Annotated in this window: 12 protein-coding genes; 11 read left to right on the top strand and 1 reads right to left on the bottom strand. The window is 68.0% G+C overall.

From position 1 onward, the window contains the following. The gene (locus tag JYJ93_RS26060) at window positions 1-4,149 is read right to left on the bottom strand and encodes an NACHT domain-containing protein (RefSeq protein ID WP_206795998.1); all 4,149 of its coding nucleotides are present in this window, start codon (window positions 4,147-4,149) and stop codon (window positions 1-3) included. 628 nt (window positions 4,150-4,777) lie between these two features. On the opposite strand from JYJ93_RS26060, the gene JYJ93_RS26055 reads away from it, so the two are divergent. The 11 genes from JYJ93_RS26055 to JYJ93_RS26005 all read left to right on the top strand — a co-directional run bounded on the left by JYJ93_RS26055 (window position 4,778) and on the right by JYJ93_RS26005 (window position 15,285). After that, a complete protein-coding gene (locus JYJ93_RS26055) occupies window positions 4,778-5,221 on the top strand; it encodes a hypothetical protein (protein WP_206795990.1) in 444 nt (147 codons plus the stop codon). Between the two features lie 62 nt (window positions 5,222-5,283). Further along, window positions 5,284-7,038, top strand: a complete 1,755-nt coding sequence (locus tag JYJ93_RS26050; RefSeq protein ID WP_206795989.1) for a hypothetical protein — start codon at window positions 5,284-5,286, stop codon at window positions 7,036-7,038. Between the two features lie 342 nt (window positions 7,039-7,380). Next, the gene (locus JYJ93_RS26045; RefSeq protein ID WP_206795987.1) at window positions 7,381-8,244 is read left to right on the top strand and encodes a restriction endonuclease; all 864 of its coding nucleotides are present in this window, start codon (window positions 7,381-7,383) and stop codon (window positions 8,242-8,244) included. A gap of 298 nt (window positions 8,245-8,542) precedes the next feature. Beyond that, the gene (locus JYJ93_RS26040; RefSeq protein ID WP_206795970.1) at window positions 8,543-8,908 is read left to right on the top strand and encodes a metalloregulator ArsR/SmtB family transcription factor; all 366 of its coding nucleotides are present in this window, start codon (window positions 8,543-8,545) and stop codon (window positions 8,906-8,908) included. 10 nt (window positions 8,909-8,918) lie between these two features. Continuing rightward, window positions 8,919-9,383, top strand: coding sequence for an SRPBCC domain-containing protein (locus tag JYJ93_RS26035; RefSeq protein WP_206795968.1), 465 nt, complete (start codon window positions 8,919-8,921; stop codon window positions 9,381-9,383). A 165-nt stretch (window positions 9,384-9,548) separates the two neighbouring features. Next, window positions 9,549-10,604 carry a hypothetical protein gene (locus tag JYJ93_RS26030; RefSeq protein WP_206795959.1) on the top strand — a complete coding sequence of 352 codons (1,056 nt, stop codon included), beginning with the start codon at window positions 9,549-9,551 and terminating at the stop codon, window positions 10,602-10,604. Further along, the gene (locus JYJ93_RS26025; protein ID WP_206795957.1) at window positions 10,577-11,851 is read left to right on the top strand and encodes a hypothetical protein; all 1,275 of its coding nucleotides are present in this window, start codon (window positions 10,577-10,579) and stop codon (window positions 11,849-11,851) included. Before JYJ93_RS26030 ends, JYJ93_RS26025 begins: the two co-directional genes overlap by 28 nt. Further along, a complete protein-coding gene (locus JYJ93_RS26020; protein WP_206795955.1) occupies window positions 11,848-12,459 on the top strand; it encodes an isoprenylcysteine carboxylmethyltransferase family protein in 612 nt (203 codons plus the stop codon). The genes JYJ93_RS26025 and JYJ93_RS26020 overlap by 4 nt, the downstream gene beginning before the upstream one ends. Before the next feature lie 6 nt (window positions 12,460-12,465). Next, window positions 12,466-13,449 carry a fatty acid desaturase gene (locus tag JYJ93_RS26015; protein ID WP_206795953.1) on the top strand — a complete coding sequence of 328 codons (984 nt, stop codon included), beginning with the start codon at window positions 12,466-12,468 and terminating at the stop codon, window positions 13,447-13,449. Further along, complete coding sequence (locus JYJ93_RS26010) at window positions 13,446-14,675, top strand: CapA family protein (protein WP_206795951.1); 1,230 nt, start codon at window positions 13,446-13,448, stop codon at window positions 14,673-14,675. Before JYJ93_RS26015 ends, JYJ93_RS26010 begins: the two co-directional genes overlap by 4 nt. Window position 14,676: 1 nt before the next feature. After that, a complete protein-coding gene (locus JYJ93_RS26005) occupies window positions 14,677-15,285 on the top strand; it encodes an iron-containing redox enzyme family protein (RefSeq protein ID WP_206795949.1) in 609 nt (202 codons plus the stop codon). Window positions 15,286-15,325 lie beyond the last annotated feature (40 nt).

Genomic DNA, 15,325 nt, shown 5'->3' with positions numbered 1-15,325 from the left:
TCACCGGCGTTTGCGCGGAGGGGGCGCTTCCCGCTCCGCCCGGAATGCGGCGTCCAGGACGAAGGAGCGAACCTGGACGTTCCCCCGGGAGAGTTCCGTCGCCTGTTCCTGGAGCCATTGCCGCGCGCGGTCCTGGGGGATGGCACGTCCCTCGGTGGGGTGTGCACGCGTCTCATCCCAATGAGCGCAGGCATACCAGCCGACCAGGTAGATGCCGTGCTGACAGGCGTTCTCCGCGAGGTAGCGATCCACCAGTTGCTCGCGCATGGCCGTCCATAGGCCGGTGTTCCAGCAGCCCTTGACCTCGATGATGACGCTGATGGGGGCTTCCCGCTCGGATGCAAATGCCTGGACGAGCAGGTCCGTGCGCTGTCCGGGGCGCAGGGGCTCCGTGGGACGGATCTCCACCTCGCGGTTCACGACGATGCGTCGTCCCGCGAGCTCCTGTGCGAGGTGACGTTTGATCCAGTCAGAGAGGAGGTTCTCCTTCTTCGGCTTGAACCGGACCGGCCCACCTTCTTCCTTCCATTCGTTCCAGAGGAATTCGAGCGCGGGTGTCTCGCCATGGAGTTCCGCCTGAAGCCGGCCGAGTGACTCCACAATGACATCAAGCAACTGGGCCGCGCTCTGGACGATGCGTGCCTGGGGCGAGACAAGCAGTGTCAGCAACTGGCGGGGACCCGGAGGGTGCCAGTTTTCCGTCCGGAAGTTGTTCTGTACATGGATGAGCGCCATGCGCAGCGACTTCTGGCCGGGAAGCTCGTGGTTCAGCCGCTCGAGGGCCAGGCATGCGTCCCGCGAGGACTGTCTCAACAAGAAGCCGCAGATGTTGGACTGGATCGAATGCAGATCCTGGCGGGAGTTCATCACCGTCCCAAATCGGTTCTCACTCCGGGGGACGCGAGGTCCGCCGTGCCGCTCGATCCAAAGATAGAAGTCCGCGAGCTGGGCTGGAGAGTAGATGCCGATGTGTATGGCGAATCCCACTCCTCGCGCCACGAGGGCTTCCATCACGGCTCGGCCAAAGTCCACATCCCGCTGAAGAAGGGGCCAGACCCATTCCCACGTCAACGTCGGAGCCCGCCAGAGAAGGGTCTTGGCGAGCTCGATCTTGATGGCTCGGGACACGCCCTTTTTCGCGGTGAGGCGCTGCTTCGCGAAGGGTAGAACCTGGAACGGGGCATGCTCCAGCAATATCCAGAACAGGTGCTGGCGGAGCGGCTCTGGAAGGGACGGACGGCGGAAGGACTCCAACGCCACGGAAGTCAGGACGCCATTCCAAGACATCGTCAAGCCGTCGAGAAAGGGATAGCCTCGCGATTCGGATTCCTCGACCGCCAGTTTGCGCCGGAAACAAGCCTCCACGGTGGCGGGGGCATGCCGCGCGGCCAGGCCCACGATGCGCTTGCGATGCTCGTCGTTCTTGTCCGAATTCCAGCGAGGCGCGGTGAGGATCAAGGAGGCCCAGTTCCTCCAGACGGCCGGGGGCAGGTCTTCCAGTTCATCCGACGCGCGCCGAGCCAGGAGCATGAGGGCTGCGTACCCGCTCCAGGCCTCCCATGGAATCTGTCCGCCTTTGTCGAGCCAGGGCTCTTCGGTTGGGACAGGGAGGTTGACGTAGCCGGCTCCCGCGACGGTGATGCGCTGCTGAAGTTCCTCTGGAAGGGTGGTCCAGTACTGACCTGAAGCGAAGAGGTCGAACTTCTCCTCGTGGAAGCTGGACAGGAGCTGGACGAGCTCCGGCCAGCATCGAGCATCGCCACCTTCCATGCGAACCAGCAGTTGCTCGCACTGCCGTGGACGTTGCTCCACCTTGGAGGGTGTCTTCGCCTCCCGGTCCTGGACCCTCGCGAATGCATGGACCAACAGCGGATGCTGTTGCGTGGCCTCATTGAGCGCGGCTTCGTGGGTAGGGTCTGCTCTCGAAAAGACCTCAGCCGCCAGCTCGGCCCAGGACGACTGCTCCTCTGGCGACGAGGACTTCAGGGCACGCTGCAACAGCGGATGAAAGTCTCGGTCGAAGAAGAGTGGGGGACGAACCTGCGCCAGCGACCAGAGATCCCTGGAGGCGGTTCGCATCGAGGCAAGTCCTTGGATGAGCCGCCAACGCTCCTCTTCGCCGCGGAGGTTCCAACCCGCAAGGGGGCTGAGATCCTCCCTGGCATGGGGAAGAACATCCCATCCCATTTTCAGCTGGGCCCAGACGGCGGAACAAAACGGCTCGAAGACCCCAGCCATGTCCAGGTGCTCCCACGCCTTCTGGAGCACGGTCGTGCTGAGTTCCTTGAACGCCGAACTGTGAAGTCCTTCCTCTCCTTTCATGGCAGGTTGCGCGATCTTGCTCAGGGCCAGCGTCAGGTCCGCGAGGGGAAGGTGTTCTTCCCAAGCCGCCCGGAACCGCATGCCCAGGTATGAGTACCAGGGACGGGTCCGAACCATGTCGATGACCTGCCCGGTGGAAATCTCGTGGGGCCAGAGCAGGGTGAGGGTTTCCTCCCGCAGGATCCCCTTGGACTCGTCATCCACCTCCGAGAACGCCAGGGGGCGGAGCCGGGACCAGGCCTCCTTGTCTCCGAGCAAGCCCAGGACCTGGATGGCACGGTGCCGTTCGTTCACCTCGAAGCTGGCATCCAACGCGATGTCCGCGCATTCGGAGGCCAGCGAGCGCTCTGCGCAGGCACCTACGATGTCCAGCGCGAGTGCAAGGACACGAGCCTGGTCGGGAGTCGAATGGAGATAGCGGCGGAGCTGTGCCCCGAGCCCTGGATGCGCGAGCCTGTGAAGGGATGGGTGGGGGGCCAGCTCGCTCCCCAGGGACGTGCCCTTTTCGAGCGTGCCCATGAGGGCGTCCACGAGCCTCTCCCGGAGGAGGGGACTCGCCGTGAGGGCGTCACTCCGCAGGAGGACCCAGGGATCCGTCTCCAGGAGGAACTCGCGGAAGCCCTCGTCCTGGGAAGCGAGCCATGCGGCCACCTCCTGAAGCTGGGGCACGATGAGCTGGGCCGCGTCCTCTGGATGCCGGAAGAGGCTCGCGAGCTGTTCGCGCGGGACCTTGCGCCGCTTCAGGAAGAGGGCCGCCAGGAACTCCGCATAGGTCCGGTGGGCCCAGCCCGCGAGCCGGGGCCCCTTGCTGCCGAACAATCCGGTGCGCAGCGTCTCCTGGAGGGGCTCTTCCGTGATGGCCACGCGCAGGCCATTGCCATCCTCCTCTTCGCCGCCCGTCACATCTTCAAGCCGCACGCCGTGGGGGACGTCCGCATCGGGATCCGGCGGGCCAAGCCAGATGACATCCCTGTTGGACAGCAGCGTCAGCGCCGCGAGTCGCGAGGCAACGGCCAGCCGGGCCTCTGGACCCAGGCGGCCCCGCTGTCCGGATTCAGCGCGGGATTCATCGTTCTCCTGTGCCAGCAGGCCGCAGCCCTCCAGATAGAGGGTCCACCGATCCGCCGGGAACCGTCCCTGCTTGAACGCGCGCAGCAGGAATTGGAGGGTCACCGGGCGGAGGGCGAGCGCCGTGGCGTCTCGCCGGGCCACTTCCAGGAGGAACTTCGCCGCATCCACTTGCCGTGCCTGGGCCAGTTGCTCGACATCCTGTTTGCGAAGGGGCGCGAGCTCGACCGCGGCGAAGCCTCCGTCCTTCCACAGCTCGCTCAAGCTCTTTTCAAAGCTGCGCGGCCAGTGGGCGGGACGGCAGGCGATGAAGAGAAACAGCCGGTCGATGGGAAGGTGACGAAGCTCGTGCAGGATCACCTTGCTCAGCGTCTCGATGCGCAGGTGGCACTCATCGAAGCTGTCCAGGACGATGTAGAGCGGACCCTCCCCGGTCTTCCACTTCGTGATGGCTTCTCCTTCGAAGAGGGCTCGCGCCAGCCGCCCCTCATCTCCGAACGCGGCCAGGTCATGCCAGAGAAGGTGCGCGCCCACGCGAGCGCAGTGTTCCCGGATGGCCTGCCGCTCCTGTTGGAGCGTGGTGGTCTTGCCCATGCCCGGCTCTCCGAGCAGTGCCACGCAGTGCGTGGAGAGCAGCGCAGGCAAGGAGACGAGCTTCGAGGACGTGCCCCCCCTGTCGAGCAGGTAGCCCTCATCGGAAAGCGGTGGGGTTTCGCCGCGAGCGATCCAGAAGCGCTGCCACGGAATGGATGGATTCACCACGCCCCGTCTGAAAGGAGGAGCGCGCCATCATAGCGCAGCGGATGCGCTTGGGATTCCGGAAGGTCATGGCACGTCCTGGTGCGATTGAGGTCACAGCCAGATTGCGCGTCCCACACGAGCGCATGTCCCGGAGCGCGCCCCGGCTGTCCTTCAGGGTGAGGTCAATGACTGTCATTGCTCGTGGGTCCAATCCACAGGTCACACGTCCACATTTCATGTGCGCGATGTCACTCCTCTTCCATTTCCAGGGTGATGGTGGAGCGTTGGGATGGCCGTCAGTCTCCTCACCGAAAATCGGAAGGCCTACGCGGGAGGCTGAGCCTTGAACAAAGCATCCATTCATCTGGTGCTGTCGCTCGTGGTGTCGCTGCTGGGGGGCTGCTCTATTGAACCCGCCGATCCCGTGCTTCTTTCGGAAGCCTCGGACCGGATCACTGCCCAGGGGTGTCCGGACGAGCAGTCCTGTGTCGGTTGGAGCCAGACCGCGTCCATGTCTTCTCCGCGCGCGTACCACTCGGCGACCTTGCTGCATACCGGGAATGTGCTCCTCTCGGGTGGGTCCCCCAGTGCCGGTACGGCGGAGCTGTACACACCCTGCGTCCCCTGAGAGCTGTATGCTCGGGAGATGTCCTCGTTATTTCTGGTGTTGCTGGGGGTCGCCGTGTTCATGGGGGCCCTCATCGGACTCTGGCTGCGCTCGTCCAACCGTGAGCAGCCCTCGGAGCCGCCTCCCTACCGGTCTCCAGCGGAGGGCAGGCGGAACCTCGCGGAGTTGATCGAGTCCGGGCAGATGATCAACGCCATCAAGCTCTACCGCGACCAGCACGGCGTGGGCCTGAAGGAGGCCAAGGACGCGGTGGAGGCGATGCGCGATGGCCGGGCGCTCATGGAGTCTCTGGAACCCCGTGAGTTGTCCGGCCCGGAAGCGAACGACGCCATCGAGCGCGCCGTTCGAAGCAACAACCTCATCCAGGCCATCAAGCTCTACCGCGATCAGCATGGCGTGGGCCTGAAGGAAGCCAAGGACGCGGTGGAGGCGATGCGAGCCGACCTGCTACGTCGCGGCTGAACTGTCCATTCCCGCCTATACTCCGGCGCCGCATCCGTCGCTCCCTACGCGTTGGAGGTTCGATGCCGTTCACGCCCGTCCCTGGAACCAACCCCATCGAATACACCTGGACCAATGGTGGGGGGACCGTCGCGGCCAACAATCACATCGCGGCGGTCGGTGGCATCCGCACGGGAGGCGCGCCGGGGGGGCCCGCGCCCACCCGGCTCACCGCGAAGGACTGGGCCATCGCCATTGATCCGCGTGACTCCGCCCCGGGGGCTCCCGCGCTGCCTCCCGGCGTCAACCCCAGGGCGCGCTACAACACGCTGGGCGTCTGGTTGACCCGGGACGTGGCTGCTTCCGGCCGTGTCTTCGCGGAGCTGGCGGAGAGCGTCCGCCGGGCGGAGAGCGCGGCCCATGCACTGCCCACCGCGACGCCCACGGCGCGGTTGGGCGCCATGCCACTCAGCACGTCGAGCGCGATCGCGATCAACAGCGACATGACCGGCGACCTGTGTTGGCTCATCGTCGCCATGAGGCTCTGCCCCGACCTCGCGGTGGCGATCCGCATCGGGCCGACCGAGAAGCATCTGCGGGTCTGCTCCGCCATGATCGAACAGCTGGTCGACGAGGGCCTGGGCGGGCGGACCATCCTGGTCACCGGACCCACGCCGCCCCAGCATCCTCCGGACTGGGCAAGAGGATCCAAGCCGACGCACTGGCATCCCGTCCACATCACGCGCGCGTCCCTGCCCGTGGGGACGAATGTCGAAAGCTGTCTGAGCACGTCACGCCGGGTCTTCGAGGCCGCGCGGGAGCAGGCGTTGGATGAGCAGCGCTCCGACGCGGACGTCGCCTGTGAGTTGTTCAGCCAGAGCCTGACGCTGAACCTGGGGAACGCGGAGCGGGTTGCCATTGATGGCGCGATCCAGACCTTGACCCAGAATCCTGGCTGCCTGAGCACCCACGCCGGCTACATCCTGCTGGCCAATCGCGTCGAGGATTACAACCACCAGCACAACACCACCGCGGCCCGGCTCAACGCGGTCGACGGAGCTCGTGGCGCGCGAAGGCTGGTGACCTTCGGGCGCCCTCCAGGGGGCGGTGGCGCCAACCACATCGACCTCTACGCGAATCATGCTCGCACCGATCGTCAGCGCGCCTACTTCTGGGCCGCCCTCAAGGCGCGGATGCGGCAGCTGGGACGCGATGTCGTGATTGTCGGGGGGCGCAGTGGAACCTTCGATATCGCCTACCACGCGGGGGAGGAGCCCACCGGGGGTGGACTGTGTTGGGACATCGCCGGGGCGGCACGGCGTGATCCCGAAGTCGACCGGCTCCAGCAGCAGGCCGGTCCCGGTGGTAACAGTGGTTTGAGCCTCGCCAACCTGGCGCCCATCGCGTCGGACCGGAACAACGGCGGCGGCGAAGTGGGAGACATTGCCGCGAGGTTGACCGCGCTCATCAGCGCAGGCCCGGGCGCGGTCCGCAACGCCACCTTCGCCGTCGGTCCAGCGACCCAGATCGCAGGCGCCGAGAGCGATGCGATGCGCAACGCGGAGGTGGGCCGTGCTCTCTTTCAAGCTCAGACGGCGGGGGCCATGGGCACCGTCCAGTTGGGAAAGACGCTGAGAATCGCGGATCAGATCGTCAGCGATCTGGCCTGGAGGGAAGCCACGACGGCACGAGGAGCCCTGCCGGGGGTGGCCCTGGCGAATCCCGCCGCGGTTCCGAAGCCCAGTCCCCACGCAGCCCAGTTCCGGTGCCCCGTCTGTGGCGACACGCAGACGCTGAAGGGCAAGTACCGGCTCCACCGGATCTTTTCCCGGCATTGAAGAGGGGAGGCGGCGGGAGCCGAAGCCCTGTAGGGGATAAACCGGCCCACTCCGAAAACGGCGCCCCCCTCGGTTTCCCCTCTGAAAATCGGGCCCTCTTAGCGTCCAGGTGAGTCCGCACGAGTCCGGCTGATTTGGTCCCCGGAGGCTCCCGTGGGCCTCAATTGTTGCCTCCAGAGTTCAGAGGCTAGGGGACCTCTGCCCTTAGAGGCAGCCGAGTCCAGCGATAACCCAGGCCTGCCTCTTGATGATGGAACCGCGCGCCTACGAAACTAGGCCCAAGCGCCTCAACACTGGGCGTGCTCCAGCTGTTCCGCAGTCCGTCGGGTTATCCTCAGGGGCATGGCCAACATCCGCCCAGTTGACTTCATTCTCCTCGACAGTATTTTCGAGATGAACACCGGCTACGTGCTGGATTTCTCTGATCGGACGATGTCTCGGTTCTTCTCCGACGAGCTGAACATCGACATAGATAACCCGGTTTATCAGGATGACGGCAATTCTAAGGCCAAGCGGCTCCGTTGCTTTCTCAGGAAAGTGGACGCTCCAACAGCCGTGCGGACGCTCAACGCGCTCTGGGAGTATCGGGAGGCGCGCCGCCAACAAGCGTGCCGCGAAGAGATAGTTGCTAACGCGCACGGGCGTCTGCTCGAACTCATCAATCGTCTTCAGGGAGGGCCTAGAAGAGAGCAGGCCCCAGCGGCTCCCGCCTTCAACCGAGAGAAGGCGGCGCAGCTTAGGGCGGCCTTGATGGCTCTCGCCAACCTGAATCCACATCCGAGAGGCTATGCCTTCGAGAGGTTCCTCAAGGACCTATTCGACGCCTACGGCCTTGCGGCGCGTGATGCCTTCCGGCTTCAGGGCGAGCAGATCGATGGCAGCTTCCTGCTCGGGAGTGAGGTCTATCTCCTAGAAGCCAAGTGGCACGGGGCGTCGATCGGTAACGCGGAGTTGCACGCCTTCCACGGCAAGGTGGAACAGAAGGCCGCGTGGACCCGAGGTCTGTTCATCAGTCATAGCGGCTTCACTGAAGATGGGCTGCACGCCTTCGGACGCGGCAAGCGCGTCATCTGCATGGATGGCCTCGACCTCTGGGACGCTCTCTCTCGCGAGATACCGATGAACCACGTATTAGAACAGAAGGTGCGTCATGCTGCCGAAAAGGGCGAGCCGTTCGCTCGTGTTCGTGACCTATTCCCTAACTAATCCTGGGCGCAGTGAAGTAACGAGGGGAACAGAAGACACCTCGCGGCATTCCGCGCTCGCGAGAGCGAGTGCGGGACCGCAGCCTTCCGGTCTTCACCATCGCGCTGGAAGCCCTCCGGCCACCTTCACCAGCAGTTGGATCCGCGAGTGGGCATGATCCGTTCCAGTGTGCCCCATGGGGTGCTCAGGCGGCTCCTGTCCTCGGCCCTCCTCAGCCCCTCCGCTCCAACCCTCACCTTCAACCGCCCCCCATTTTTCTTGTGCTCGCCATCCATCCGCGTGCTAGACACTGAACCACATGGTTCAGTATGTAGATGCCGGGCTCGATGCTTCGTTCGCCGCGCTCTCCGACGCCACCCGACGCGGTGTCCTGGAGCAGCTCGGGCGTGCGGAGGCCTCGATCACGGACCTCGCCGCGAAGTTCAACATGACCCTCACGGGCATGAAGAAGCACGTCGGTGTCCTGGAGCGGGCCGGGCTCGTGATCACGGAGAAGGTCGGACGCGTGCGGACCTGCAGGATCGGCCCGCGCCGACTGGAGGAGGAGATGGCCTGGCTCACGAGTTATCGCCAGCTCTGGGATGCACGCTTCGACGAACTGGACAAGGTCGTCGAGGAATTGAAGCGGCAGGAGCAGGTCAATGGACGCAAGAAAAGAGAGTGAGCTCACACCCATGAAGAACCGCACGACCGTGGAACTGAAGTCCGAGCGTGAGACCGTCGTCACGCGAACCTTCGATGCTCCGGCACGCATCGTGTTCGAAGCGTGGACAAAGCCCGAGCTGTTCAAGAAATGGTGGGTGCCGAAGTCGATGGGAATGACCCTGGTCTCCTGCGAGATGGATGTGCGTACCGGGGGCACGTACCGTCTGGTGTTCGGCCAGGGGATGGCGTTCTTCGGGACGTACACCGAAGTGACACCGCACTCGCGCCTCGTCTGGACCAATGAGGAAGGGGGTGACAATGCGTCCGTCACCACGGTCACCTTCGAGGAAAAAGAGGGCAAGACGCTGCTGGTCGTGAGCGAGCTCTACCCCTCGAAGGAAGCGCTCGACGCTGCCGGCGGGGCGGCGGATGCGCTGGCCGAGACGTTCCAGCAACTGGACGAGCTGCTCGTCGGCCTGGGCGCGAGCGCGTAGGTCGGGAAGGAAGTCCTCGTTCCCGCGGGCGGCCGCCTGGCTCATTTGTGCAGGGGGCTTCACACCCGTGTGCCGGGCGCTGCACGCGGCGCTGGGCGAGCGAGGCTGCGTCCGGGTGGGCGCGGGGCCTTCCCGGCTGGCCTCAAGGATGCATTGCTAGCGCCCATGGGCCGGGACCGAGCTGTTTCCCTGATGGACGACCTTCGCGCCGCCAACCCCAGCGCACACACGCGCTGGCTGGCCGAGCCCGATGAGCCGGCCTTCCGCGAGCTGCTTCACGCGCGCTACGCGCAGACGTATTCCTACCCGTTCCTCTACGAGCCCGGCGGCGCCGGGCGGCTCTGGAGGGACGGGGCGCTGCTGAGCCTCGGCGAGTTCGACGCGCGGGGGGCGCTCTTGTGGCACACGGGCCTGTGGAGCACGCCGGGGCGGGACTCGCTGGACTCGGGGCTCTCCGTGGCGCTGCCGAGCCGCCGCACCCTCATGGGCCGCGCCGAGCACGAGGCGCTGTGGGGCTCGCTGCTGGAGCGGCTAGGGCGCTGGGTGGGCTTCCTGCACCAGAACACCTCCACGCTGCACGTCATGGCGCAGCGCTACGCCTCGCGCTTCATGCGGGCGACGCCCATGGGCCTCGTAGTCAACTACACGCGGGGCGAGACGGTGATGGGCGTGGAGGAGGGCTCGGGCGTGCCCATGCAGGCGCTGGCGATGACGACGGTGCTCGCGCCCCCGCCGCCACGCCGGCGCTATCTGCCCGAAGGCCCCTGGGGGGAGTGGCTCGCGTCCATCCTGGCCGGGGTGGGGCTCGCGGAGTCGGTGGCCTTCACGCCGCTGGAGCGCAGGGCAGGGGGGGAGGGCGCCGTGCTGCGTCCGCTCGAGTGGAACGCGTCGCTGCGTCTGGAGCGGCGGGTCCTCGTGGGCTTCAGCGCGGAGGGCACCCCGACGCTCACGTCGGAGCGGGCGCGCGTGGACCTCATCCACCTGCCCATGGGCGAGCCCCAGGGGGTGGCCGAGGGGACGCCGGTGCTCCTCGCGGCCGGCTTTCTTCCGACGGGCATCCGCCTCCACCAGCACGAGCCGGATGAGCTCGTCTTTCAAGCCGTGGCGGACCCGGGGGCCGCGTGCGAGGCCGTGAGCCGTGCCCGGCTGGATGGCGCGCGGGCCCGAGAACTCTTCGCGGGATGGAGGGAGCGATGCGCGCGAACTTCGTCGACACGGTGATGGCGCGGCTGGACGGCGAGGTCGCCACCATCTGGGCCACGGTGCTGCTGCGGCTGGAGGACAGGCCCGACGTGGCGCTCCTGCGCCGGGGGCTGCGCGCGCTGGTGCGGGAGAGCGAGCGCCTCAACGTGGCCTGGAACGACGCGCGCCGCGCATGGGTGCCCGCGGTGCGCGGGGACGCGGAGGTGGACGCGGCCCTGGTGGAAGGCGCGGAGCCCCTGTCCGAGCCCGACGCCGTGGCGCGGATCATCAACACGCGGGTGGACCTCACGCGCGACGTGCCGCTGCGGCTGCACCTGCATCCCATGGTGGACGCGGCCCAGGGGCCCTGGCTGCTGGGCATCCAGTTGCACCACGCCATCGGGGACGCGAAGGCGCTGGCGCACCTGCTGGAGCGGCTGTGGTTGCTCTGCGCGGGACGCGGGTCTCAGTCGCACCCGCTGGAGCCCTCGACGCTCACGGATGGCAAGGTGCTGCTCGCGGCGCTGCGCCATCCTGGCCGGGTGCTGGGGCTCATGCGTCCGCGCCGGCGGCTTCTGGCGCAGCGGGGAATGGGGCTGCGCCGCAGTGGAGACACCGCCGGACACGCGCTCTCCGCCACGGCGCGGCTCACGCTTCCCCAGGGCGACACGGACCTCCAGGCGTCGGAGGTCTTCCTCTCCGCGCTGCTCGCGGGCGTGGCGCTGCGAGAGTCCGCGGCGGACGGACTCATCCGCCTGCGCATGCCGGTGGACCTGCGGCGGATGCTGGGGCTCGGGCGGACGCTGGGCAATGGCTGCTCCGCGGTGCCGGTGGAGATCTCCCTGAAGGACGTCCGCGCCCGGCTTACGGCCCCGCGCGAGCTGGCCCGCTTCCTCCGCGCCGAGGTGCGGCGGGTGCTCGATGAGGGCGTGCACTGGACGACGGCGCTGGAGTGCATGGCGGTGGCCCGGCTCGCACCGGCGCGGGTGCTGCGCAAGAACGCGCGTCCCGGGCTCATCGCCGAGCCCCGGACGAACACGCTCGTCGCCACCTACCTGGGACGGATGGACACGCACTTCACGCAGGCGCCGTTCCGCATCCGCTCCATGCGCAGCCACACGGCCACCTGGGGCGCCACGGGCCTGTCGTTCGCGGACACGCTCAACATCAGCACGGCGGCCTTCGAGGGCCTCTGGACGCGCGAGGAGTTGCGTGACTTCACGGAGCGCGTCGCCGGGTGGGCGTCCTCGGGCTTTGGCCTGCGGGCGGAGGTGCTCGCGCCATGATGGGGCTGCGCGAGGCGCCCGGGGTGTACCTGGGCTTCATCTCCCTGCACGTGCTCGCGGGGCACCTGGGCTCCAGCCTCGTCTACCGCCTGCGCTTCGGGCGCAGCCCGCTGGCCTACCGGAGCGCGGCGGCGGACTCCACGCACACGCGCGTCACGCGGCGCATCAGCGGGTTCTCGCTGCTCTGGGCCGGCTCCGTGCTCGCGGCCGCGTTCTGGCCCGCGTGGTCCGTCATGCCCTGGGGACGGCCGCTGCTGCCCATTCCTCCACTCGCGGGTTGGGTGCTCGGGGTCGTAGGGCTCCTGGGCATGCTGTGGGCCCAGTATGGAATGGGCCCGGCGTTCCGCATCGGCGTGGACGCGGGGGAGGCCCGGCCCGAGCTGCACGAGGGGGGACTCCACCGCTACTCGCGCAACCCCATCTACGTGTTCTCCTACCTGTACCTCGTGGGGGCTTCGCTCTGGGCTCCGTCCGTGGTGACGCTGGGCGCCTGCGCGGCGCTCGGAGGGCTATTCCATCAACTGGTGCTCCAGGAGGAGCGGTTCCTCGCGGACCGCCTCGGTGAGCCCTACGCGCGCTATTGCCAGCGCGTCCCTCGCTACTTCTGACGCGCCATGCAGCCAGCCCTCTTACATCCCGCTGATTCGCCCGGTGCCGCGCCCCCGGAGCCCGGCCCCTCCCGCGCCGAGCTGGTGGAGTTGCTCCGCATCCGTCCCCTGCGCGCCATGGGCATGGCGGCGCTGCACCTGGGTGTCTGGGTCGTGGCGGCCGTGGCCATTGCCCGCGCGGACAGCGTCTGGGTGAAGCTGCCGCTGTGGATGCTGGCGGGTGGGGCGGTGATGGGGCTCATCCAACTGGACCACGACGCGTGGCACGACAACCTCTTCCCGAGGCCGTGGCAGAACCGCCTCTTCGGCAACGCGCTCAGCCTGCTCGTGGGCATCGCCTACGAGCCCATGCGCCATGATCACCTCGCGCACCACCGCTGGAACCGCACGGACAAGGACCCCGACGCCTACAACGCGGGCCGCCGCTCGTTCGGGCTGTGCGCGCTCTTCTATGCCACCGTGCTGCTCGGCCTCCCGCTGAGCCTCATCTACTTCAACGTCCTCTATCCGCTGCAGCACTTCTGCCGCGAGCGATTGCTCCGCCATGGCGCGGTGCTGCTCGGCTACGCGGGCTTCTACGCGGGGCTCTTCTGGTTGCTGTCGCGGCACGGGCTCGTCCCCGGCGCGGTGGAGTGCTGGCTGCTGCCGGTGCTCTTCGCCAGCCCCCTCAACGGCCTCAAGTCCATCGCGGACCACCACGCCAACACGTGGCGCGGGGACCGCTTCCACACCGCGACGACGGTGCGCGGCACGCGGCTCGTCACCTTTCTCTGGAACGGGCTCAACTACCACCTGGACCACCACCTCTATCCGCGCGTGCCCGGCTACAACCTCGCGAGGCTGCACACCCACCTGCGCCCCGGGCTGCTCGCGCGCGGCGCCCCCGTCTTCGACAGCTACCTCGACGTCATGGGACGCGCGCTGCTCGCCGGGCCCACCGTCGTGGACGAGGACGTGCGGCTCGTCACCCTGGAACGAAAGCGCCCATGAACGCCCTGCGCCAGCTGTACGCGGACATCCGCTACGAGGACGGCCGCTGGCCGCTGTCTCGCTGGGACCTCAACCTGCGCTACATCGCCAAGAGCCTGCTCCACGTCCCCGAGCCGCGCCACACGGAGGACGCCGAGCACTTCGCGCGCGTCGAGCGGCACCTCGCCTCCGGGAGCTGGAAGCCCGACGCGCCCGCGGCGCTCGACCTGTGCGCCGTGGGCGATGTGATGTGGATTCGCAGCGGCTTCCGCGAGGCGCTCTCCCCGGGCGTGCGCGCGCTGATGGCGGACGCGCACGTGGCCTTCGCCAACCTGGAGACGCCCGTGGACCCGGCGCGGCCCGTGCCCCGGTTCGTCTACGAGACGCTCCACTACAACGCGCCGCCGGGCTACCTGGACGCGTGGGAGGGTACCGCGCGCCACCGCGTGTTCTCGCTGTGCAACAACCACGCGCTGGACCAGGGCGCGGAAGGGCTGGAGCGCACGCGCCAGAGCGTGCTGGCCCGCCCGGAGCACCGCTGCGTCGGAGGCCCCCGGGCTGAGGACGCGGTGGCGGGCCTGGAGGTGGCCGGGGTGCGCCTGGGCATCGCCGCGGTGACGTATGACATCAATCACCTCAAGGGGGCGCCGCCCGAGGGCGTTCCGGTGACGCGCCTGGGCAGCCCGAAGCATGCGCCCGACTGGGAGCGGCTGGGCGCCCTCATCGACGCGGCGCGCGCGGTGGGGCCGGACCTCGTGGTGCTCATGCCGCACTGGGGCTTCGAGTACGAGTCCTGGCCCGAGTCCCTCCAGCGCGAGCACGCCTACCGCCTCATCGAGCGCGGGGCGGACATCGTCCTGGGCTCCTCGCCGCACGTGCTGCAGCCCGTGGAGTTGGTCTCCATCGACGGAGGGGACCCCACGTGCCCCGCGCAGGTACGCCGGGGAGGGCCGCCGCGAGTGGGGCTCATTGCGTACTCGCTCGGCAACTTCCTGAGCATCATGCCCACGCGGGCGTGCCAGACGGGCGCGGTGTTGAAGCTCGCGCTCGCGCGGGACGCGGGGGGCCTTCTGCGCCCCGTGGACGTGCGCGCGGTGCCCACGGCGTGCGGGCGGGGCCTGGGCGGCGACGGCTTCCTGGACGCGGGGGTCGTGGCGGTGGACGAGCTGGGCCTGGAGCGCGCGGCGCCGCACCTCGCGCACGCGCGGCGCACCCTGGGCGGACTGATTTCAACCCGGAGGGGCTGAGATGGTGTCGATGCGGGAGCAGTTGGAGGCACTCACCGTGGACATGGCCCGGCAGGTCGCGGGCTGGCTGCCGGCGGTGACGCCCGAGCGGTACGTGGCCTTCCTGGACATGATGTACCACTACACGCTGCGCAGCGGAGACCGGCTGCGGCTCGCGGCCGAGCGCGCCACGCTCCCCGAGCTGAAGGCCTTCTTCGCGGAGCTCGCGGCGGACGAGCAGTCCCACTACCAGCTCGCGAAGGCGGACCTCGCGGCCTTCGGGCGCACGCCGTCGGACGTCACGCCCCGCGAGGTCTCCGCGTTCCACGCCTTCTGGGAAGGTATCCCGGCGGAGCGCCAGCTCTCGTTCCTCGGGGCGTTGTACGTGCTGGAGGGCGTGGCGCGGCACCTCGGGGGCGATGCACGCCAGGGGTTGGGGCGGCTCGGCCTGGACAGGACGCGGGCGCGCTTCCTGCTCGTGCACCTGGACGTGGACGTGGAGCACGGCTTGCGGGCCCAGGCGCTCTGCGAGTCACTCGGTGCGCACGGCCCCGAGCCCCTGCTGGACGGCGCACGCCAGGCGGCGGACTTCTGGGTGGCCATCCATCGCAGGGCGCTCGCGGAGGGTTAGGCCGGGCTCCCGCTGTACCGGCTCCTCCCGCCACGCATCG

It is taken from the genome of Corallococcus sp. NCSPR001 (genome assembly GCF_017309135.1).
GTDB lineage: Bacteria > Myxococcota > Myxococcia > Myxococcales > Myxococcaceae > Corallococcus.
This window is presented reverse-complemented; position numbering and strand designations above follow the sequence as displayed.